The following is a 22,892-nucleotide window of genomic DNA, read 5'->3' as shown; positions in this document are numbered from 1 at the left end:
TTGCCGCACGTGCTGCAAGCTGTTCTGATAGAGCCACACTTGTTCAGGAGCAGTCCAGTCATGCAGCACACCCGTGCCATGCGTCGCAGCTTTGTTGCTGCCGCCGTCGCCCTCACTGCCACATTTGCCCTTGCCCAACCGCCCGAAGGCCAGCAGCGTCGTCCGCAACTGCCTGACACCGGCGGCCCATCCGCTACCTACGATCCGCTGAAGACCTTCGCGCCCTTCACCATGCCGCAGACGGCCAACATCTACCGCAGCGGCAACGGCGCACCCGGTCCCAACTACTGGCAGAACCAGGCGGACTACGAGATGCACGCCAGCATCGACACGGCCACGCAGACCCTCACGAACGACGAGACCATCACCTACACCAACAACTCGCCGGACACGCTGAACAGCCTGTGGCTGCAGGTGGAACAGAACACCTATCGCCTCGACGCACGCGCACGCAGCTTCGCGGGTGGCAGCCGCCGCGCACCTGCTGATCAGTTCACCGAAGGTACTGTCTTTGAGTCGGTAGAACTCATCGCCACCACCAAGGGCGCAAAGCCTGAGAAGGCAACCTACATCGTCAGCGACACCCGCGCGCGCATTGATCTGCCCAAGCCGCTCGCTCACAGTGGTCAGATCAAAATCCACATCAAGTACCACTACAAGGTGCCGGGCCGCTGGGGTGGCCGCACCTCCGTCGACAAGTCGCGCGATGGCTACGAAATCTACGACATCGCGCAGTGGTATCCGCGCATGTGCGTCTATGACGATGTTCGCGGATGGGACACGCAGCCCTACCTCGGCAACGAGTTCTACACCGAGTTCGGCAACTATGACTACTACGTCACCGTGCCCTCGAACATGCTCGTCGCAGGCAGCGGCCTCCTCGTCAACGAGAAAGACGTACTGACAAAGAAGCAGCAGGACCTTCTCGCTAAAGCGCGCACCTCGGATGCAACAGTCATCATCCGCTCTGTCGATGAGGTCAAGGACCCCAACAGCCGACCGAAGCAGGACGGCACGTTGACATGGCACTACCACATGGACCACACCCGCGATGCTGTCTTCTCGGCCTCTGCGGGCTTCGTGTGGGACGCCGCAAAGATCAACCTGCCCGCAGGCAAGACGGCCCTCTCGCAAAGCTTCTATCCCGCGGAATCCGCCGATCCTGACGCATGGCCCATGGTCACGGAATACACCAAGGACACTGTCGAAAACTTCTCGCGCGACTGGTATCCCTACCCATGGCCCGTCATGACCAACGTCGCCGGATTCTCTTCCGGCATGGAGTACCCGTCGATGGTCTTCGACGGCATCCGCGACAAGGGCAAGGGCAGCTTCGTCGTCACCGCGCATGAAGTGGGCCACACCTGGTTCCCCATGATCGTGCAGAGCAACGAACGCCGCGATGCATGGATGGACGAGGGCTTCAACACCTTCATCGACATCTATGAGTCGGATTACTACAGGAAGGGTAAGTACGCGCCCAAGCGTGACGGCGAGTACGCTCCCGGCTCCGACTCACCCGCGGATCAGATTGCCAGGGTCATCGCAGACCCTCAGGCGCCCACCATCCTCTCTCGTGCAGACGCCATCCGCGAAAAGTATCGCCACCCCGTCACCTACTTCAAGTCGGCAGAGGGGCTGTGGCTGTTGCGCGAAGACATCCTGGGCCACAACGTCTTCGATCGTGCTTTCCGCAAATACATCAGCGACTGGGCCTTCAAACACCCCACACCCTCAGACTTCTTCCGCGAGATGGAATCAGAGGGCGGGGAAGACCTCAGCTACTTCTGGCACGGCTGGTATGAGAACAACTGGTCGCTCGACCTTGCCGCGAAGGACGTGAAGTACGTCGACGCAGCCGACCCATCCAAGGGCGCAAAGGTCACCATCGAACAGAACGGCCAGCTTGTTCTGCCCGTATGGATACAGGTCAAATACGAAGACGGCACAGACCTGAAGATCAAACTGCCAGCGGAAACCTGGATGCAGAAGGCGAAGTACGACCTCGCTCTTCCCACCACAAAGAAGATCGCCTCTGTCACCGTCGACCCGGACCAGCGCATCCCGGACGCCAACCGCACGAACAACACAGCAAAGCCGTAAGCAGCAAGCAACATAAAGGCACCACGCGACACAACCAACACGCCTCGTCCGCAACAAATCCTGCGGATGAGGCGTGTCTCATAGGAACAGGAAAACCAGCGAAGCTCATACGCCCAAGGCCGTCATTCTGAGCGAAGCGAAGAATCCCTACGCATTCACATGCGCCACGACTGCCCAAAAGTTTCAACCGCCAACCGGGTGCCCCAGGTTCGCGAAGCTAACCTGGGTATTCGTGCAAAGCACGAACCAGCGAAGCTCCATCGCGCCGAGGGCGCGACTTCTTTGAAAGGGCAGGGCTTCAACCGGGTGCCCCAGGTTCGCAAAGCTAACCTGGGCCGAGCGGCGAAGGCGCTCCATTCGCGCAAGAGCGCGAACTTCTTTCGGAAGGGCAGGGCTTCAGCCCTGCCGTAACCATCGCAGCGACGCAGGGGCTTTAGCCCCTGAGGGAATCCCTCAATTCGCCGAAGGCTTCTCCGCGCTCTCAATCACCAGCACATTCGCCGGAGCCTTCACGGGCAATATCTTCAACCCAAGCTGTTCCTGAATCGCCGTAAACATCCCCGGCGGCGCATCGGCATCGCCTGCCGCAACACCATCTGGCGTCCATCGTAACGAGAAGTCGTAGTGCCCATCCAGCCCCGTCTGGTCCACCAGAGGCCGATCGAACTCACTCTGCATGCCCAGCAGGAAGACCGTCATCGTCGTGTTCTGAAACTGCATCCTGCCTTTGCCGTTCCCATGCTGATCGGGCAAAGCATTCGGATCGGACTTACTCTTTTCCAGCTTCGGCCCACCCTTGGCCACGGTCAATGCATACACCGGAATCTCGCGCTGCTCACGCTTGAACTTCAGCCCAAATCGATCCGCCAGTAATTTCTGCAGCATCAACTGGACATCAGGCACACTCAGCTTGCCCTCTTTGTCTGCAACACCGTCAATCTCCCATCGCGCCGTATTGAACCAGTCCGGAGCATTCACAATCTGTTTCGGATGGATCGAGTAGGCCACACTGATCAGCGTCGTCACATCCTGGTTCTCAACGTTCACGCGGTTGCCGTTCACATGAAATCCGCGATTCCGCTTCATCGGATCGCTTGGCTTGATCGTCGCCACTTCAAACGCAGGTGCAGTTATCTGTGGCGCGGCTGCGGCAGCCTGTCCGCGCACCGGAACAGAACAAAGCGCGGTGAAAAGTATGCATGCGGCAACAAGGGCAGAGCGTCCAGCATTCATGGCGAAATCCATTCGGAAGGGGTTATATCTCCTCTTACGCAAAACTTCCTCTTCTGGTTCAGGGAAAAACAATTCTGGTGAAAGAAAGTATTGCCACGATACTCTTAGTCCGCCCTTCCACCGGAGATATCCTTGCTTCCAGCCGCATTCCACGCGCTCAAGCGCGACCGTGACGCCGCTAACCTTGTCGGCATGCCGTGGGATCACGCGCAGATTTTCATGCAGATCGCCAGACAGGAACGCTGCATCATCAGCAGCCGTCAACTGGGACGCGTGTGCATGGGCCTGATGTCCGGCGGCTATGACACCAAGGGCTTCCGCATGAAGAGCAAGAGCTGCGACTTCGGTCCCATGGCCGGCTTCATCTGCGTCGATGAACGCCTGCACAAGAAAGGCGCGGGCTACAACAAGAAGCAGAAGGAAGACGTGGACCACGCTCTCCACGGCGACAAATGGGACCGCACTGGCCGCTGGCGTGCGTCCACAGAACAGATTTGCCTCACCCAGGCGCGCTTCGACGAACTCCGCACCTGGAACGACCCGGAAAATGCCGGTGCACGCATCGACGCGGTAGAAGTGGTTCCCGGCACCTGGATCGGGACAGTCCTCACGCCCGTACGTTTTGACTACGTGCTGCGCAAGGAAGAGCGTTTCGGCGACACGGTCTTCGCCCTCTACTACACCAACGAAACGCTCTCTCGGCAGACCGTTTCATGGAAGTTCGGCAACTGGAGCACACTGCTTCAGGGCAACGAACTCAAGCCGCTACTCTCCCTCGTCAATCCCTATCCGCCCTACCCCCTCGGCCATTACAAAAACTGCTGCACGGGTGACTACGATCTCTTCGGTGTCTGGCCCGCCAAACAGCTTCACGGCATCCACGCGCTTCCGCAGGTGTATCGCTCACGCCTCGGCCTCGGCCCTGTCTCTGCGTATGACCCGCTCGGCGAAGATCGCCGCATCGCAGGCATGTCCCGCACCGCCGCTGCCATGAACGATCAGACCGTCGCTTTTGAAGATATGCGTCTGGGCAACATCAGCAACCGTGTCCACACCATTGGCCAACTCATCAACTCGCTCGTCCAGTCGCAACTCAATGGTGGCAGCCGTTACTGTCGTGATGTTATCCACCACAGCGACGAAGCCGGACGCCCCTTCATCAGCGGTATCGACGATCACATCATCGCCTTCATCCCTGGCTTTGATCGCGACCACATCGTCGGCGTCGAATCACCCGGCGGTGTCCCCAACGCCGTGCAGTGGACGGCATTCATCACCGCCTGCGACATGCTGGGTTTCAAAGTCATCGCAAACGCGCATTGGATCACACAACTCACTGCATGGGGCGTCATGGATCGCTGCACACTCGGCGACGAACACGGCTGGCGTACACCGCACACCAGCCCTGTACGCAGCACCTGAAAGTCTCTTCGTCTTCTGCCTCACTGCTGCTACGGTGATCACATATGCTCCCCCGTGCCATTCCGGCCATCATGCTTCTCGCCTGCTCCGTTGCCGCCTGCGCGCAACAGCAGCCACCCGCCTCGCCGCTGCTTCAGTTCTCTGACGATCTTGAGGCGCTCTCCACCCGCATCATGCCTGCAGTCGCACGCATCTCCGGGCGCGTGTACATCGGCGACAAGGACTCCGACAACAGTTCGCAATCGGAAACGGGCCTGCTGACGGGTGGCACCGTGCAGGGTTCAGGCGTTCTCGTCTCTGCCGACGGTTACATCATCACCAATGCGCACGTCATCGCCGGAACGCAGAACCTGCGCGTGGAAATCCGAGACACCAAAGGTCACGTGCACAACCTTGCCGCCACACGCGTCGGCGACGACGCAGAGATGGACCTCGCCGTCCTGAAGGTAAACCCACCACCGGAAGAAACCTTCACCTTCCTGGACATCTCACACGTCACACAGGCTCACCAGGGCCAGGTTGCCATCGCCTTTGGCAGTCCCTTCGGCTTTGAGCGCACCGTTACTATGGGCATTGTCTCTGCTGTGCGTCGCCAGTCCACACCAGATGATCCGCGCCTCTGGATCCAGACCGACGCCGCTGTGAACCCCGGCAATTCCGGTGGCCCGCTCGTCGACGTGCGCGGCAATCTCATCGGTATCAACACGCTCATCTATTCCGGCACCGGTGGCAATGAAGGTATCGCGCTCGCCATCCCCGCGGACATCGTGCATTCAACATTTGAAACCATCAAGCGCGACGGCCGCGTCACACGTTCCACGCTCTCTGTCACCACCCACACCCTCTCTCGCGACCTCACACGCGGCCTCGGCCTCACCGGCACGCAGGGCGTCCTTGTCGAGGATGTGTGGCCCTCCGGCAGCGGCGAACGTGCCGGCATCAAGCCGGGTGACATCATTCAAAGCGTCAACGGCAAGCGCGTCACCAACATCGTCAACTACGCGCAGACAGTTGCTGCACTCAAGCCGCAGGCGTCCATTCCAGTCGTACTCATGCGCGGAGAAAAAACACTTACGCTCAACGTGGAACCCGACCGCGCCACCAACCGTTCACGCAACCTCACAGACGACATCACCTACGGCCGCAATCTCATCCAGCGGCTTGAGATATTCGCCGTCACAGTCGATCCGCAAACATCTTCGGAATGGAATCCCGTTCGCAGCCCTGAGGGTGTCCTCGTTGCGGCACGCTCCAGCGCGCTTCGTGTCGCGGAGCAGTTACTCCGTCCGCATGACGTCATCCACGCCATCAACGGTCATCAGGTCAACTCCGTGGAAGACCTCCGTAAACAACTGGCGCAGATCCCCGGCCGCGACACGCTCGTCCTCCAGATCGAACGCGACGGTGCACTCTCCTACGTCGTCCTGCCTCCGGGCTAGCAGGCAAACAGAGGCGAAAAAGAGGACTGGAAATCAGCAACCGGAGATGACTGCTTTTCTCTCGGAATTCGCGACATCTTCACCAACGGTTGGTATAAGGGATTCGCAGAGGGAGAACCCCGAAACAATGGATTTGCAGATCACCCGTCGTCGCTTCCTGCGGCAGACCATCGGCTTCAGCGCCGCCGTCCTGGCCTCGCAGGCAATCCCTGCCATCGCTGCCCAGCCGCACGGCGAAGCCGACCTCCTCATGATCGGCGATTGGGGAAATGCACATCCTGCCGCACAGGAACTGGTCGCTGCAGGCATGGTGAAGTACACGCGGTCGCAGCGCCTTCATCCAAACGCGCTCCTCATGCTCGGCGATAACTGGTACGACGAATTGCCCGGCGGTGTTGATTCACCGCGATGGAAGACGCACTTTGAAGACCTCTATCCCGCCAGTGTCTTCCCCGGCCCTGCCTACGCCATCCTCGGAAACCACGACTACCAGATGTACCCAGCCAGCAAGGTCGAAGCAGAGCTTGCTTACTCCCATCGCGGACACAGCCGCTGGACCATGCCAGCCAAGTGGTACAGCTTCGATTTCCCCGCAAAGAAGCCGCTCATCCACTTCATCGCGCTCGACAGCAACATGCCTCACGAGATCAAACCCAACGCCGACGGCATACCCAACCGCAACTTCACCCTCACCGAAGAGGAACGCATTACGCAGCTCGCATGGCTTGAGAAAGAACTGGCCACGCCACGCCTCACGCCGTTCACCATCGTCATGGCGCATCATCCGGTGTACACGGACGGCCCGCACGGCGACCACCCCATGCTCATCCGCGATTGGGACCCGTTGCTGCAGCGTTACGGCGTGCACGCGTATCTAGGCGGACACGATCACGACCTGCAGCATCTGGAGTTTGCCGGACATCCCACCAGCTTCTTCCTCTCCGGTGGCGGCGGCGCAGAGCTTTACGACCTGAAGATCACCCCGGACCAGCGTGGCCCCTGGGCGCAGAAGGTCAACGGCTTCAGCCATCTTTCTGTCACGGAAAAACTGCTCACGCTGCGCCATGTTGACGCCGCAGGCAACACACTCCACGCCTTTACGAAAACACCCGACGGCAAAGTCACGGTACTCTCCGCCTGAATATGGTCCATGCTCTCGCAGGAATCTGGCATCAAATTCGAGTCCGCCAAGATAGACACCAGGTGTCATTGTGGTGGGCAGCGTGTCAAAGCCAACGTCGAATCAACCGCTCGATTGTGGGACGGAGATTGTCTGCTGGAAATCCAGCAAGGCTATCGCAGGTCGATTAGACTTGCGTTAGCGCACAGGGCGCTTCCCGTCCGCGGACAGGACCGAGTCCACCTGCCGAAGTTCGACAACTTGGTTTCAACGAATCTCCTTTCGCCTGGTAGCGGACCCATGGCACGACCTAGAGGAGGTCCGTTATGGCAAGCCGTCACTTTCCCGTTCGCCCCAACCTTGAACAATTGAGGCATCAAGCAAAAGAGCTGTTGCGGGCATTTCGCCGCAACGAACCTGAAGCCGTCGCGGAATTTCGGGAGTACATCCCATCTATAACTAATTCGCTAAACGCTAAGCTTGCGGACGCTCAGTTTGTCCTTGCTCGAAGCTACGGCCTGCCCAACTGGCCGCGTCTCGTGATCGCATGCCGCATGACCGATGCGATCTGGCGCGGCGATGTGGAAGTAGTCAAGGCGATGGTGCTGCGTGATCCCAGGTTGCTGGTTGAGGATGCACGTGGCGTCAATGGAAATTGGGGACCGCCGATGTCCTACGCTGCCAACCTTGGCCAGGATGCCATCATCGAGATGTTATCTTCCCTGGGAGCCAGGGATTGGCAGTATGCATTCGGACGCGCTTGTCTTCAGGGGCAGGTGGGAACTGCGCGACGTCTGCACGCTCTCATGGACGATCCACGACCATTGCATGAATCGCTTAGTGGCGCTGCGTACACGCTGAATGTGGCGGGCACAGAGTTGTTATTTCAGCTCGGAGCGCGTGCCGCTGATGAAGCTGGAAACTGCCTTGCGCCTGTCGCCATGGTTCTTGAGACCGATAGTCGCAATCCGGCAGCAAAGCATCGCATTCTCGAACTCTATGCTGACCACGGAATCACACTTCCAGACACACCCACCATGGCCCTACATCGTGGGCGTATCGATCTGTTGGAACGTCATCTCCAACTGGATCCCGGCTTGCTTACCCGCACATTTTCTTTTGCTGAAATGTATCCTCCGGCATTACGCTGCTCCAGCGAAGTTGAAGCCACTTACGGAACGCCGCTGGCCGGTGCGACGTTATTGCATATGTGTGCAGACTATGGCGAGATCGAAATTGCGGAGTGGTTGTTGGCTCAGGGGATGAGTGCCGATGCGCTGGCAGACGTGGACGCCGAGGGATTTGGAGGACACACGCCGTTGTTTTCTACAGTGGTATCTCAAACAAACTTCTGGATGAATCACAACGGAGAGATTCCTGAGGCTCCGTTCACGAAACTTCTTTTGGAACATGGAGCAAATCCGAATGCGGTTGCCTCGTTACGAAAACAACTTCATCCTGGCTACGGAATCAATGGAGTTCATCTCTATCAAAACGTCACTCCTATTGAGTGGGGAGAACGATTCGTATTTCAGAAACTAGTGAATCGGGAAAGTATGCGCCTCATCGCTGAATATGGAGGGCATTGAGATTGGTCCCGGAACGCACGCTCCTTAAGGAAGGCATTAAGAACCACACAAAAATCCTGTCAAGCTCCTGTCTGCATAACCCCATTCCCATCAGCCATCTACGGCTGCCGGTAATTTCCTTCAAACTTGCTACACTGGAAACGCACCCAAAAATTAAGCCGGCTTGGCTTTGCCACCGCGAGCTAAGTCTTTTGTTAAGACGATTTTGCCTCTAAGTCCTTGCGGAAGACGATTTTGCGGTAACCCCGCAGCTATCTCCCGTAGAATGACGATTTTGCAAAAAACAGGGGGGAGGGGGACCCCCTCCATTCCGGGAGTGCCACAAAGAAAATGCGCCAACTCGCTGCTGCCTCGCTCGCCCTTCTGCTTCCCATTGCTGCCGTAACGCAGGAAGCTCCAAAGCCCATCCTCGGCTTCACCCCGCAGAGCGCGCAGACCGAGCGACAGCTCGAGTCGAAGTTCCTCGCGCTGCCGGATGCAAAGCGCATCTCCGCCAACATGCACAAGCTGGCCGCGCATCCGCACAACGTAGGTTCGGCAGCGCAGCGTGCCAATGCGGAATGGCTCGTCGAGCAGTACAAGTCGTGGGGCTGGGATGCGAAGATCGAGTCCTTTGATGTGCTCTATCCCACGCCAAAGGTGCGCGTGCTGGAACTCCTGGGAGCAAAGCCCTACAAGGCGAAGCTGGAAGAGCCGCCTGTTCCCGAAGATCCGTACACGCAGGACAAGAGCCCTGCAATGCCGCCGTACAACATCTATGCGGTTGACGGTGATGTAACCGCGCCGCTGGTCTACGTGAACTACGGCATGAAGGCCGACTATGAGGAACTGGAGCGCAACGGCGTCTCCGTGAAGGGCGCCATCGTCATCTCCCGCTACGGCGGCGGCTGGCGCGGCCTCAAGCCCAAGCTGGCCTACGAGCACGGCGCTGTCGGCTGCATCATCTACTCCGATCCCGCGGATGACGGCTTCGCTGCCGGTGAAGCCATTCCTGCTGGTCCCATGCGTCCCGAATGGGGCGTGCAGCGCGGCTCCGTGGCAGACACCACGCTCTATGCCGGTGACCCGCTCACTCCCGGCGAACCCTCTGTCCCCGGCGTGAAGCGCCTCGCCATCAAGGACAGCAAGGTCATCATGCAGATCCCCACACTTCCCATCTCGTGGGGCGACGCCAAACCGCTGCTGGCGCAACTGGATGGCCGCACCGTACCCGCATCGTGGCGCGGAGCCTTGCCCTTCACCTACAAGTTCGGCCCCAGCAAGGAGAAGGTCCACCTGAAGGTGGAATCCGACTGGGGAACCAAGCCCGTGCTCGACGTCATCGCCACGCTGAAGGGCAGTGAAGAGCCCGACACATGGATCGTGCGCGGCAACCACTACGACGGCTGGGTCAACGGCGCAGATGACCCCATCAGTGGTGAGTCTGCCCTCATGGAAGAGGCACGCGCACTGGGCGATCTGCACAAGCAGGGCTGGAGCCCGAAGCGCACCCTCGTCTACGCCGCATGGGACGGTGAGGAACCCGGCCTGCTCGGCTCCACAGAGTGGGCAGAACGTCACGCCGACGAACTGACGAAGCACGGTGCGGTATACATCAACTCCGACGAGAACGGTCGCGGCTACTTCGGTGGCAGCGGCTCCCAGAGCTTCGAGCTCATGGTGAACAACGTCACCCGCGAACTGACCGATCCCGAGACCGGCAAGAGCGTATGGGATCGCCAGAAGGCCGCCACGCAGACCGGTCGCGGTCGCCGCTCCGGCGGTGACGGCGCCAACCGTAAGACCATCCCCTTCGGCCCCGCAGGCTCTGGCTCGGACTACGCCGGCTTCATCGACCACCTCGGTGTAGCCTCCATCAACATCGGCTACGGCGGCGAGGATCGTGGCGGTACCTACCACTCCGCCTACGACACCCCGTGGCATTGGGACACCTTCGCCGACAAGGACCAGGTCTACGGCAAGCTGTTCGCCCAGACTGCGGGAACCATCGTCCTGCGCATCGCCAACGCGGACGTCATGCCGTACAACTTCACGGAGTTGGCGCTCACAGTGAAGGACTACGCAGACAACCTCAAGGGCGAGGTGAAGACCATGCAGACGGAGTCCACCCAGCGGGACCGCGCCCTGAAGTCCGGCGCATTCACCCTGGCCAACGACCCGAAGAACTCCCTCGCGCCGCCGCCCGCGCTGCCGCTGCCTCCCACGTACGACTGGACTATGCTGGACGCCGCCATCGGCAAGCTGTCCACCGCATCCACGCGCTACGAGGGATTGGCGGCGAAGGCTGTCGCACTCTCCCCGGAGAAGCGCAAGGCCCTGAATGACGGCCTGGCGGTGAGCGAGCGCAAGCTCCTGTCCGACGCAGGTCTCCCCGGACGCCCGTGGGTAAAGCACCTCATCTACGCCCCCGGTACCTACACCGGCTACGGCGCCAGCACCCTGCCCGGGGTACGTGAGGCCATCGAAGCAGGCCGCTTCGACGAAGCAAAGCAGCAGTTGGATGTTCTGGTAAAGAGCTTGAACGATGAAGCAGATTTCATCGATTCACTTTCCAGCCAGATCGGTCAATAAACGCAGTCAGGCATCATCCAGCGCGGAGAGCGAATCCAAGTCACCAAGCGGTATTGTGTGATGAGGGTTAGCTCTCCGCGTTACCATGAGCGGAGACTCAAAGGGAGAGCAGGAATATGCAGAAGTCGTGGATGGCAACAGTGGTTTTGGGCGCATGTAGCTTGACTGCATTCGCAGTGGCACAGAAGCCCGTCAAGGTTGAGCTGAAGGATGCTGCTGGCAAGGATGTAGGTACCGTGGAGTTCGCCAAGAAGGGCAAGGTTGTGGACATGAAGGTGTCACTGCATGATCTGCCCGCGGGCGAGCATGGCATCCACGTGCATGCGGGCGATGCCTGCACCGCACCTGACTTCGCCAGCGCCAAGGGCCATCTGAACCCTGACAACAAGCACCACGGTTACGAGAATCCGGAAGGACACCACGCTGGCGACTTTCCCTCCAGTGTGAAGGTCGGTTCCGATGGCAAGGGTAAGGCCACACTGACCAACCCCGATATCTCGCTGGATACCGCATCCATGTCCTCCATCTACGGCAAGACCGTAGTGGTGCATGAGTTGGTGGATGACCAGAAGACCGACCCGGCAGGCGCGTCGGGCAAGCGCATTGCCTGCGGTGTGATTCCCGCAGCAGCGATGTAGTCTTACTGCTCCTGAATGGAATGCTCAACTGCGGACTTCGGTCCGCAGTTGCCATTTATGCCAGCCGCAGACGCGGCAGTTGCATGTCTGCTGCAGCAGCACAAGCTGCATGCCATCCACACATGCCATGGACGCCTCCGCCCGGAGCGGTAGACGACGAGCATAGATACACCCCCGGCAGTGCCGTTCGATGCCGCGTGCGCAACACGATCTGCTTCAGCGTCATGGCGCCGCCGGAGATATCGCCACCCAGAAGGTTGGGGTTCCATTGCTCCATGTCTGTGGCTGTGCGCACATGCCGCGCAAGTATGGTGTTGTGAAAACCCGGAGCGAACCGCTCGATCTGGTCCTCGATGCGTTGTGTGTAGTCTTCTGTCGATCCGTTGGGGACATGGCAGTATCCCCATGCCGTATGCATACCCGCGGGCGCACGCGTCGTATCGAAGAGGCTTGGCTGCGAGAGAAGAACGTACGGATGATGGTTCGCCTTGCCGTTCCACGCATCACGCTCCGACGCGGCGATCTCCTCATGGCTGCTGCCAAGATGCACGGTGCCAGCACGACGCGGTAGCTCAGACTGCCACGGAATCGGCGAAGAGAGCGCCCAGTCCAACTTGCATACACCCGGACTGAGCCGGACATCCAACAGTGATTGTGCCTCCGATTCAGAAAGCGCATGGTTAGCTAAGGAAACGAACTGGCGCGGTGTGACATCAAGCAACAGTGCATCGGCCTTGGGTAGATCACGTAACGACGCAACAGGATGACATAGAACAATCTCTGCACCAAGTTCCTGCAGTAGAGAAAGCATGGCGTTCGCAATACTCTGTGATCCACCGCGTGCAATGGGCCAACCTGTACTGTGTGCTGCGGCTGCCAGCACCAGACCTTCACCTGCACTGGCTGCCATCTCCAGCGGGACGTTGGCATGCGCCGCAAGACCTGCAAAGAGTGCTCGCGCTCTTGCTGTCTTCAACTGAGTGGAGAGACTGTGAGCAGACTGTAAAGCCTGCATTCCGAAACGTGCCATGCGCAGCGGATGGCGCGGCACGCGCAACAGCGGCGATAATGCATCCTGAAGCAACGATGGCCATGCAACCAAAAGTGGACGCATCCACTGCTTCCATCGTTGCCCGTCTTCGCCCAGTAGCGATGCAGTCGCGTTGATGTCATGCAGTAGTGCCACAGCATCGTCATTCTCCAGCGGATGAGCTACAGCAATATCTGGTTCGATCCACGTAAGCCCATGCTGTTCCAGCGGCAATGTGCGGAAGAAGGGCGATGCCTTCCCCAGCGGAAAGACAGCGGCTCCCGCATCGTGAATACAGCCTGGTAGTGTCAGAGCTTCCGAGCGGAGACAGCCTCCTGCCCGCGGTGCTGCCTCAAAGAGGGTGACACGCACACCGGCACGTGCAAGCGCGATGGCTGCCGCCAGACCATTCGGTCCGCTGCCTACAATCACCGCACTCTTGCTGTTGTTCACGCCTCTGATCATTACACTGAATCTGTGAGCGCTGTTGCGCCTATGGAGTGACTGTTGTCTGCTGAAGAGTTGAAGCCTTTCCTTTCGTTCCGTAATGTGAACGTGATGCGTGGCGAACGCACCATCCTGCACGATATCCATCTGGAGATGCGGCGCGGCGAACGCATTGCTATCCTGGGCCCCAACGGATGCGGTAAGAGTACGCTCATCAAGGCCATGACCTCAGAAATTTACCCATTGGTGCAGCCAGGGATGCACGTGGAGATCTTTGGCCGTCAGCGCTGGGACCTTACAGAGCTCAAGCGAAAGCTGGGTGTTGTGACTTCGGAACCTCCGAGCAAGTCCGCACGTCACACCACATCGTTTGATGCTGTGTTGACGGGCTTCTTCTCATCCGCAACGCTATGGCCGAATCTCACTGTGACAGATCACATGCGTGAACTTGCAGCCGCTGCAATGAAGCATGTAGGCGCAGAACAGTTTGCACAGCAGGAGTTAGGAACGCTTTCAGCTGGCCAGCAGAAGCGAGTGATGATTGCACGTGCACTGGTAGGCAGCGGTGATACACCGGAAGAGCGGATGCTGCTGATGGATGAACCGTCGAACGCGCTGGACATTGCGGCACAGGCCGAGTTGCGCAACACCATGCGCGGTCTGGTGCAACAGGGAACTGGACTAATCCTGGTGACACATCATATTGCAGACATCATCCCGGAGATTGATCGCGTGCTGATGATGCGCGATGGACGCATCGTTGCGGATGGATCGCGCGAGGAGATGATCACGGAAGACAAGCTCTATGATCTGTTCGGTGTGCGCGTGAACATCACGGAGAAAGATGGTTATCTGCACGCGTGGTAGTTGCGCGCGGCAAAGAAGTAAGGCGGCCTTGGCGGGCCGCCTTTGCTGTTAGTGATCGGTGCCGGTGAAGGCAATCTGTAAGGGAACCAGTTCGGGTTGCTTGATCTTGGCAGGTCCCAGCACGGCAACGCGAGGCACCGGGCCACGCAGCATTGCCACTTCGTCGCAGGCATGCAGGCGTGGGCACTTCTGGCAGTCCTTGTAGATCTTATCCGGCAACGCAGTGCGATCCATGGTGGTGCGAAAGCCATAGCGGAAGAAGAAGTCCGGGATGCGAGTGAACAGGCAGACGGTCTGCACGCCGTGGTCTTCCGCTTCCTGAAGCAGAGCCTTCAGCAGCATGCCGCCTGCGCCCTGTCCTTTGGCTTCCGGCTTCATTACGATAGAGCGTATTTCGGCCAGATGCGGGCCGTAGAGATGCAGTGCGCCGCAGCCAAGGAAGACTCCACCTTCGCTTTCGGCAACATGGAAATCGCGCACGTTTTCGCAGATTTCTGCATACTGGCGACGCAGCAGCGTGCCGTCACCGGAGAGCGAGTTGACCAGTTCGAAGATATTAGCTGCGTCCTGCAGACGCGCCTTTCGAACACTAGCCGAGGGCATGTTTTATCTCCATCTGGCGCTTGAGTTCTTCAAGTCTCTTCTGCGCCGAAGCGAGTGATTCCTTTACCTGCTGGATGGCCGTGCCGCCGATGACGTCGTGGCAATCCAATGTTGCTTTCAGTGTGATGGCATCATGGAAGTCGCTGCCGAATTCTTCACCGAACTGTTTCAATTCTTCCACGTTCAGATCGTTCAGTTCGCGGTTCGTGTCGAGCGCGAAACGAACTGCATTGCCGACCTTCTCATGCGCCGTGCGAAAGGGAACACCCTTGTATACGAGATACGTTGCCGCCGCCATTGCATTCAAATAGCCATGCGTTGCAGCGTTTTCCATGCGGTCAAAACGGAACTGAAGTGCGACCGTGAAAGGAGCAAGCAGCGGCAGCATCCCATCCAGCGTTTCCGCGACTTCAAAGGTCGCTTCCTGCGTCTCCTGCATGTCCTTGTTGTAGGCCAGGGGAAGTCCTTTGAGGATGGTGGCGAAGGTGGTGGCTGCGCCAAGCAAACGTCCGCTCTTGCCACGCACAAGCTCTGTCAGATCGGGGTTCTTCTTCTGCGGCATGGCGGAAGAACCTGTACTGAAGGCTTCGGGTAGTTCGATGAACCCGAACTCGGCGGTTGCATGCAGGGTGATCTCTTCTGCGAAGCGCGAAAGATGAAGACCGATGGTTGCTGCCGTCTGCGCGAACTCCAGTGCAAAGTCACGGTCGCTGGTGGCGTCCATACTGTTCGCAGTTGGAGCGGTGAAGCCAAGCTCCTTTGCAGCAATGGTGCGGTCCAGCTTCAGCGTAGCGCCCGCGATAGGGCCTGAGCCCAGTGGGCAGAAGTTCATGCGTGCGCGTGCGTCCTGCAAACGCGTAATGTCACGCATGGCCATCTCAAAGTACGCCATGAGCCAATGGGCGACAAGAACAGGTTCTGCACGTTGTAGATGCGTGTAACTTGGCATCGCATGTTCGCCCGTGGATTGCGCCAGTGAGAGCAGGGAAGCAGCCCATGCTGCAAGATTCACAATGGCACGGTCGATGGCATTGCGAACATACAGGCGCAGATCGGTGGCGATCTGTTCGTTGCGGCTGCGGCCGGTGTGCAGTTTTAGCGCAACCGTACCGATGCGTTCCTTCAGTTCCAGTTCCACGAAGTGATGGATGTCTTCGGGAACATCACTCTTCAGATTGAGACGCGCATTTACAAAGTCATCCGCAAGCGAATCAAGGCCGCTCAGAATGGACTGTAACTCGGCATCCGTGAGAATGCCTGCTGCGGCAATGGTCTTCGCATGTGCTTTGCTGGCTGCGGCTTCCTGCGGTAGCAAACGCCAATCGAAAGGGAATGAGCGCTGCCACTGCTCGAATGCCTTATTCAGCGGCTCGCGGAAGCGGCCTGACCACATCTTGTTTGCTTCGTTTGCCATTATGCTTCTTCTGCGCCCTTCAGTTGGGGCATTTCAGAACCCTTGCCGAGTTTGATGAGTCCGGATTCTGCATAGATCTGCAATTTGGCGCGCGTGTCCGTGATATCGAGATTGCGCATGGTGAGTTGGCCGATGCGATCACGCGGCGAGAACGTAGACTCCGTCTTCTCCATCGACAGACGCTCTGCAGCAAACGTCAGGTTCGGGCTTTCGGTGTTCAGGATGGAGTAGTCATTGCCGCGGCGCAGTTCCAGCGTGACTTCGCCGGTGACAGGACGCGCAACCCAGCGCTGCGAAGCCTCACGCAGCATGATGGCCTGCGGATCGAACCAACGGCCCTGATACAGCAGTCGCCCCAGCTTGCGACCGTTTTCACGGTACTGCTCGATGGTGTCTTCGTTATGGATGCCGGTGATCAGGCGCTCATACGCGATGAAGAGGAGCGCAAGGCCGGGAGCTTCGTAGATACCGCGGCTCTTCGCCTCGATGATGCGGTTTTCGATCTGATCGGACATGCCAAGGCCGTGGCGTCCACCGATGCGGTTTGCTACCAGCATCAGTTCCACGGGGTCTGTGTATTCCTTGCCGTTAAGAGCAACCGGGGTGCCTTCTTCAAAACGTACGCTTACCTGTTCGCGCTTTACGTCCACATCATCGCGCCAGAATGCCGCACCCATGATGGGCGCAACGATCTTCATGGAGCTGTTCAGAAACTCCAGATCCTTGGCTTCGTGCGTTGCACCAAGAATGTTGGAGTCGGTGGAGTATGCCTTCTCCGTTGACATCTTGTAATCGAAACCGGAGCGAATAAGGAACTCGCTCATCTCTTTGCGGCCACCCAGCTCATCGATGAACGCGGCATCCAGCCACGGCTTGTACACCTTTAGATCCGGGTTCACGAGCAGGCCGTAGCGATAGAAGCGCTCAATGTCGTTGCCCTTATAGGTGGAACCGTCACCCCAGATGTTGACGTCGTCTTCCTTCATGGCCGTGACCAGCATGGTGCCGGTCACAGCGCGGCCAATGGGCGTGGTGTTGAAGTAGGTGACGCCTGCTGTCGTGACGTGGAATGCTCCGGACTGCAATGCGGCGATGCCTTCACGTACAAGCTGGGAGCGGCAATCGATGAGGCGGGCTTTCTCTGCACCATATTCCAACGCTTTGCGCGGAATGGCATCGTAATCGGATTCATCCGGCTGGCCCAGATTCGCTGTGTAGGCATAAGGGATGGCACCCTTCTGCTTCATCCAGTGCAGCGCGGCGGAGGTATCCAGACCACCGGAGAAAGCAATGCCGACCTTCTGGCCGGTGGGAAGCGATTCGAGAATGACGGACATCAGTGGGGCCTTTCGTGCAGTGTTGCCAGCGTGTGACAGCCTGGCAACGCTTTGTGCAACGTGCCAGGCCTGAATCTTTCCGGGGAACTTTAGTGTAAGTCAGCGGCTGCAAATATGTTTGCAGCCGCTGTGAGGTTATGCGAGCGTGCGGCGGCGCTTGCCATTCACGCCACGATCGCGAGGGATACGTTTCGCTCCGCCCAGCAGCATCAGCAGCAGCGACTTCTGCGCGTGCATGCGGTTTTCTGCCTGGTCGAAGACGACCGACTGTTCGCTGTCAATGACGACATCCGTCACTTCCTGTCCGCGGTGCGCAGGCAGGCAGTGCATGAAGATGGTGTGATCGGTAGCGTGCGCCATCAGTGCTTCGTTCACCTGGTAAGGCTTGAAGATGGGGGTGCGCTTGGTGGTTTCGTTCTCCTGCCCCATGGAGATGCAGACATCGGTGTAGATCGCGTCAGCGCCTTCCACGGCTTTGATGGGATCATGCGTCAACGTGATGGTCGCGCCGGTGTCTTCGGCAATCGCCATCGTCTTGTGAATGATCTCCAACTTCGGTTCGTAGCCTTTGGGAGTTGCGATGGTCATGTGAGCACCCAGCAGAGCGCCGCAGAGCATCAGCGAATTGCACACATTGTTGCCGTCGCCAACGTATGTGAACTTCACGCCTTCTGCTGTGCCGAAGCGTTCTTCAATGGTCATGAAGTCGGTGATCGCCTGGCAGGGATGCTCGTAATCACTGAGTGCATTGATGACGGGGACTTTGCTGACTTCGGCAATCTCGGTGACTGTCTCATGCGCATAAGTGCGCAGCACAATCACATTCATCCACCGCTCAATGTTATGAGCCACGTCCGAGAGCGATTCACGCTCGCCGAGCGGCGACTGTGTCTGGTCGACAAAGACGGCATTGCCGCCAAGTGTATTAATGGCTGCTTCAAACGTGAGACGTGTACGCAGCGATGCCTTTTCAAAGATCAGCACCATCTGCTTACCATCCAACGCATGCTTGAAGTCTTCCGGATGTGCCTTCACTGCATGTGCCAGCTCCATGATGGCGGCCAGTTCCTGTACGGAAAGGTCGCTCATGGAACAAAGATCGCGACCGCGCAGACTCTTCGCTGCTTCGGTGAACCCGGCGTCCGATTGAATGCCAAGCGCCACCTTCGGCTTTGGCATATCGATTACATCGGAAGCGCCTGAAGTGCTTCCCATAACAACTGTCTTGCTACCCATGGACCTGTTCCTCTGCGAGAGCGGCCTGCGCCGTCTCAGCATCTGCAATGAGGCTGCTCAATGCAGCAATTGTTTCGTCAACATCCGCCTTCGTGATGAGATAGGGTGGAAGGAAGCGCAGCACGGTTTCGCTGGTGCGGTTGATCAGGATGTGCCGTTCAAACAGCATCTTGTCTGCAACCTCTTTCGCGATTTCTGCAGACTTCATGTCAACACCGATCATGAAGCCGGCACCTCGCACTTCGACGATGCTGTCGTGTTCCGCAGCAAGCTTGCGAAGCTGAACGATGAAATAGTCGCCCAATTCCGTTACATGCTTGAGAAGATTCGATTGCTGAATCTCATCAATGACAGCAATGGCAACAGCGCAGGCCAGTGGTCCACCACCGAAGGTGGTGCCGTGCATGCCCGGTGTGATGGCGTGTGCAGCTTCTTCCGTGCACAGCATCGCGCCCATCGGCAGACCACCTGCAATGGGCTTCGCCAGCGTGGTCACGTCCGGCTGGATGCCGTAATGCTGATACATCGTCCACTTGCCGGTGCGTCCCATGCCGCTTTGGATTTCGTCGCAAAGCAGAAGGGCGCCGGTGGTATCGCACAGCTCGCGAGCGGCTGCAAGAAATTCCTTCGAGACGGGATGAATGCCACCCTCGCCCTGCAGGCATTCCAGTGCAATCGCGCACACGTTCTCATCGAAGGCTGCGCGCAGTGCATCCACGTCGTTAAACGGCACGAAGATGACATCCGGCATCACCGGGTTGAACGGCTCGCGATACTTCTGCTTGTGCGTCGTTGCAACGGAACCCATGGTGCGGCCGTGGAAGCTGTGCTCCATGGCGATAAAGCGCGTACCAATGGTCTTGCCTTCCGCACGCAGAACACCTGCATGCGCGCGCGCCAGCTTCAGCGCAGCTTCCCATGCTTCCGTGCCGCTATTGCAGAAGAAGACGCGGTCCATGCCGGTAATCTCAGTCAGCTTCACGGCAAGCGTAGCCGTACCCTGGTGGTAGAAGAGATTCGACGTATGCAGCAGCGTTGCAGCTTGCTCATGGATGGCTTTGGTGATTGCAGGATGGCCGTAGCCAAGCGCAGACACACCGATGCCACTCAGCAGATCCAGATATCGGTTTCCAGCATCATCAAACAGGTGCACGCCTTCGCCGCGCGTGAGGAGAATCGGGTGGCGGTCATAGGTCTGAAGCAGGAGCTTCTTCTCCGCGGCCTGGGTAGCAACAAGGTTCATGTCTGCTGCGCCTCCGTTAAGGATGATGTCGTCGTGCTGGTTGAAATTGTTCATGCGACCATAACCTCCGTTCCGTCGTTCACGCGCGAACTGATCAGGTCCGGCAATACCTTCGCAGCTTCTGCGGGTAAGATGCGAACGCGCTTCACGCCGGCCAGAAGGGCATCGCGGCATGCATTCAATTTGGGTAGCATGCCGCCTGAAATGACGGCTTGTTTCTCAAGTTGCGGAATTTCCTTGAGCGATAGCCAACGCATCACCTGTCCGTCCGCACCCTTCACACCGGGAACGTCGGTAAGGAAAATCAGTGCGTCGGCTTTCGTCGCGGCAGCCGTTGCAGACGCCATCTCGTCGGCGTTGATGTTGTAGTACTCGCCGTCAAAACCGAGTGCGATGGAGCTAATCACAGGCACTGCGCCCATCTTCCAGATGGCATCAAGCCAGCGCGGATCGGTCGCGGCGATTTCGCCTACGAACCCCAGGTCCGGCGTCGTTTTCTTCTTGCGAGCGCGGAAGACATGTCCGTCGCCACCGCAGATGCCCACCGCAGCCTGTCCCTGTTGCCCCAGCGAGGCCACCAGTGATTTGTTGACTCGGCCCGCCAGCACCATCAGTGCGGCGTCTCGCGTCTCCGCATCGGTCACACGCAGACCGCTGATGAATTCACTCTTCTTGCCCAGTGCTTGCAGTGTCTTCGTCAACTGAATACCGCCACCGTGCACAATTGCCACCTGATGCCCGTCCGCAACCAATTCCGCGATGGCCTTGCCAATCGCATGCAGCAGTTCCGGCTTCTCCAGAGCGGCACCCCCAAGCTTCACGACATACTTCACAGGAGTCCCTCCGATTCCTTCCAACCACACATCACATTCAAGTTCTGTACAGCCTGTCCGGATGCACCTTTCAGCAGATTGTCCAGGCAGGAAACAACAACGAGCCGCTTGCCATCCGGCGCAAGCTCAAATCCAATGTCGCAATAATTCGTACGGGCCACATGCTGAATCTGCGGCAGATCGCCTGCACGATGCACACGCACCATCGGGCTACCTGCATAGAAGTTGCGCAATACAGCCTCTACTTCCGCGGCAGATTTCTTCTCATTCAGCCGCAGATAGATGGTCGACAAAATGCCGCGTGGAATGGGCAGCAGATGCGGTGTGAATTGAATCTGATCGCTGCTCAAGCCAAGTTGTTCCAGCAATTCTCCGGTGTGCCGATGTCCGAAGACTGCATACGCAGAAAGATTGTCCGCGGCATACATGAAGTGCGTCTTTGCCGTCGGTGCTTTGCCTGCTCCGCTGACGCCACTCTTCGCATCGCAAACAATGCCGTGTTCCACGTCGACAATCCCGGCACGGATAAACGGTGCAAGTGCCAGGATGATGCTGGTGGAATAGCAGCCGGGATTCGCGACGAGGCGCGCCTCGCGAATCTCGTTCCGATGCAGTTCCGGATTGCCGTAAACAGCTTCTTCCTGCAGCTTCGCAGCGAGTGCGGGATCGGCATCGTGCAGTTTGTACACGGCAGCATTCGCTGCGTCATGCAGACGCCATGCACCGGAAAGATCGATGACACGAATGCCTGCTTCCAGAGCGAAGGGAACCCACTCGCGCGACTGTTCATGCGGTGTTGCAAGAAACAGAATCTCTGTGCCGCTATCGCGCAGCGTCTCCCATGTGAAGGGGACAACCACGGGTGCGCCAATTTCATTCTGCGCAATGTGCGGATGCAGGTCGTAAACGGTGGTGCCATCTGCCTCAGAACTCATGCGGCCAAGGAAGATGGGCGGCGTTTCGCGCAGACGCGGATGATTCAGCAGCAAACGTGCAAGTTCGCCACCGGCATAACCAGTGACGCCTGCCACAGCGGTGCGAACGGTAGGACGGGGGAGTTTCGCCAGCGTAGCCAGCGGCTCCGTTTCATACAGTGCTGTGCTCATCCGATCAACTCTTCCATGCGCGTTTTCAGCGCGGCAGCGCCTTTGCTGTCGGCGCAGATGACAAGGACCGTGTCGTCGCCGGCAATCGTGCCCAGCATTTCCGGCCAATCTTCGTAATCCAGGGCGGCGGCCACAGGCTGCGCTCCACTGGTGCGTGTAATGAGAACGAGAAGATTTTGAGCCTGCTTCACTTCCAGGCCAAAGTTGAACAGTGTTTCCTTGATGCCGGGATCGTCATCCTCTTCATCCAGATCGCCGGGTAACGCATAACCATTCGGTCCCTTGTAGACGCGAAGCTCATGGAAATCGCGCGACAGCGTGGCCTGGGTCACGGTGAATCCGCGCTTCTGCAGCTTCTTGCGCAGCTCGTCCTGGCTGACGATTGCCGTCATCACCAGAAGCTCGCGAATTGCTGATTGGCGCTGCTGTTTCATGAAGATGCCTCACACCTAAAAAAGATAGCTGCCGTTGACCTGTGAGGGGCGGTAGCGAGAGAATTTAAGAGCCGTCTCCCGGCTATGCATTGGATGCATGGCGTAAATTCGCCGATGCATAAGTATGCATAAACATGTATAAATATACAGAGCCCTACCAGTCAAGACTTCCCGTTGTGCATTTCCGCTGCTTTTGTGGGAAATGGTTAGGCACCCTTACAGAAAGA

18 protein-coding genes are annotated in these 22,892 nt (G+C 58.3%); 8 read left to right on the top strand and 10 right to left on the bottom strand.

What is annotated here, in order from left to right; all coding sequences use genetic code 11:
- Positions 1 to 60 precede the first annotated feature (60 nt).
- Positions 61 to 2,103: a M1 family metallopeptidase gene (locus tag AB6729_RS05895; RefSeq protein WP_371080646.1), complete on the top strand. Its 2,043-nt coding sequence runs from the start codon at positions 61 to 63 to the stop codon at positions 2,101 to 2,103.
- 453 nt (positions 2,104 to 2,556) lie between these two features.
- Here AB6729_RS05895 and AB6729_RS05890 read toward each other — a convergent pair whose 3' ends face one another.
- A complete protein-coding gene (locus AB6729_RS05890) occupies positions 2,557 to 3,336 on the bottom strand; it encodes a TIGR03435 family protein (protein WP_371080645.1) in 780 nt (259 codons plus the stop codon).
- 132 nt (positions 3,337 to 3,468) lie between these two features.
- Here AB6729_RS05890 and AB6729_RS05885 point away from each other — a divergent pair, with 132 nt between their 5' ends.
- From AB6729_RS05885 to AB6729_RS05860, 6 genes are all read left to right on the top strand, one after another.
- Positions 3,469 to 4,758, top strand: a complete 1,290-nt coding sequence (locus AB6729_RS05885) for an anthrax toxin-like adenylyl cyclase domain-containing protein (protein WP_371080644.1) — start codon at positions 3,469 to 3,471, stop codon at positions 4,756 to 4,758.
- 44 nt (positions 4,759 to 4,802) lie between these two features.
- Positions 4,803 to 6,197, top strand: coding sequence for a trypsin-like peptidase domain-containing protein (locus AB6729_RS05880; RefSeq protein ID WP_371080643.1), 1,395 nt, complete (start codon positions 4,803 to 4,805; stop codon positions 6,195 to 6,197).
- A gap of 127 nt (positions 6,198 to 6,324) precedes the next feature.
- Positions 6,325 to 7,338 carry a metallophosphoesterase gene (locus AB6729_RS05875; protein WP_371080642.1) on the top strand — a complete coding sequence of 338 codons (1,014 nt, stop codon included), beginning with the start codon at positions 6,325 to 6,327 and terminating at the stop codon, positions 7,336 to 7,338.
- A gap of 533 nt (positions 7,339 to 7,871) precedes the next feature.
- The gene (locus AB6729_RS05870; protein ID WP_371080641.1) at positions 7,872 to 8,906 is read left to right on the top strand and encodes an ankyrin repeat domain-containing protein; all 1,035 of its coding nucleotides are present in this window, start codon (positions 7,872 to 7,874) and stop codon (positions 8,904 to 8,906) included.
- A 330-nt stretch (positions 8,907 to 9,236) separates the two neighbouring features.
- Positions 9,237 to 11,477 carry a transferrin receptor-like dimerization domain-containing protein gene (locus AB6729_RS05865; protein WP_371080640.1) on the top strand — a complete coding sequence of 747 codons (2,241 nt, stop codon included), beginning with the start codon at positions 9,237 to 9,239 and terminating at the stop codon, positions 11,475 to 11,477.
- Positions 11,478 to 11,608: 131 nt separating this feature from the next.
- Positions 11,609 to 12,115 (top strand): superoxide dismutase family protein, encoded by a 507-nt coding sequence (locus tag AB6729_RS05860; protein ID WP_371080639.1) that lies wholly within the window; start codon positions 11,609 to 11,611, stop codon positions 12,113 to 12,115.
- Between the two features lie 55 nt (positions 12,116 to 12,170).
- On the opposite strand, the gene AB6729_RS05855 is transcribed toward AB6729_RS05860, so the two are convergent.
- Positions 12,171 to 13,610 (bottom strand): phytoene desaturase family protein, encoded by a 1,440-nt coding sequence (locus AB6729_RS05855; RefSeq protein ID WP_371080638.1) that lies wholly within the window; start codon positions 13,608 to 13,610, stop codon positions 12,171 to 12,173.
- 42 nt (positions 13,611 to 13,652) lie between these two features.
- On the opposite strand from AB6729_RS05855, the gene AB6729_RS05850 reads away from it, so the two are divergent.
- Entirely contained in the window at positions 13,653 to 14,459 is an 807-nt protein-coding gene (locus AB6729_RS05850; protein WP_371080637.1) for an ABC transporter ATP-binding protein, read from the top strand.
- A 48-nt stretch (positions 14,460 to 14,507) separates the two neighbouring features.
- Here the strand turns inward: AB6729_RS05850 and AB6729_RS05845 are convergent, their stop codons facing one another.
- From AB6729_RS05845 to AB6729_RS05810, 8 genes are all read right to left on the bottom strand, one after another.
- Complete coding sequence (locus AB6729_RS05845; RefSeq protein WP_371080636.1) at positions 14,508 to 15,062, bottom strand: GNAT family N-acetyltransferase; 555 nt, start codon at positions 15,060 to 15,062, stop codon at positions 14,508 to 14,510.
- Complete coding sequence (argH, locus tag AB6729_RS05840; RefSeq protein WP_371080635.1) at positions 15,049 to 16,476, bottom strand: argininosuccinate lyase; 1,428 nt, start codon at positions 16,474 to 16,476, stop codon at positions 15,049 to 15,051. The genes AB6729_RS05845 and argH overlap by 14 nt, the downstream gene beginning before the upstream one ends.
- Positions 16,476 to 17,813 (bottom strand): argininosuccinate synthase, encoded by a 1,338-nt coding sequence (gene argG, locus AB6729_RS05835; protein ID WP_371080634.1) that lies wholly within the window; start codon positions 17,811 to 17,813, stop codon positions 16,476 to 16,478. Before argG ends, argH begins: the two co-directional genes overlap by 1 nt.
- Positions 17,814 to 17,948: 135 nt before the next feature.
- Positions 17,949 to 19,049, bottom strand: coding sequence for an ornithine carbamoyltransferase (argF, locus tag AB6729_RS05830; protein WP_371080633.1), 1,101 nt, complete (start codon positions 19,047 to 19,049; stop codon positions 17,949 to 17,951).
- The gene (locus AB6729_RS05825) at positions 19,042 to 20,346 is read right to left on the bottom strand and encodes an aspartate aminotransferase family protein (protein WP_371080632.1); all 1,305 of its coding nucleotides are present in this window, start codon (positions 20,344 to 20,346) and stop codon (positions 19,042 to 19,044) included. The genes argF and AB6729_RS05825 overlap by 8 nt, the downstream gene beginning before the upstream one ends.
- On the bottom strand, positions 20,343 to 21,125 hold the full coding sequence (argB, locus tag AB6729_RS05820; protein ID WP_371080631.1) for an acetylglutamate kinase: 783 nt from the start codon (positions 21,123 to 21,125) through the stop codon (positions 20,343 to 20,345). Before argB ends, AB6729_RS05825 begins: the two co-directional genes overlap by 4 nt.
- On the bottom strand, positions 21,122 to 22,231 hold the full coding sequence (argC, locus tag AB6729_RS05815) for an N-acetyl-gamma-glutamyl-phosphate reductase (protein WP_371080630.1): 1,110 nt from the start codon (positions 22,229 to 22,231) through the stop codon (positions 21,122 to 21,124). The genes argB and argC overlap by 4 nt, the downstream gene beginning before the upstream one ends.
- Positions 22,228 to 22,665 (bottom strand): arginine repressor, encoded by a 438-nt coding sequence (locus AB6729_RS05810; RefSeq protein ID WP_371080628.1) that lies wholly within the window; start codon positions 22,663 to 22,665, stop codon positions 22,228 to 22,230. The genes argC and AB6729_RS05810 overlap by 4 nt, the downstream gene beginning before the upstream one ends.
- Positions 22,666 to 22,892: the final 227 nt, after the last annotated feature.

This window comes from Terriglobus sp. RCC_193 (assembly GCF_041355105.1).
Taxonomy (GTDB): Bacteria; Acidobacteriota; Terriglobia; order Terriglobales; family Acidobacteriaceae; genus Terriglobus.
The sequence above is the reverse complement of the archived record's forward strand: the minus strand, read 5'-3'. Positions and strand labels throughout refer to the sequence as shown.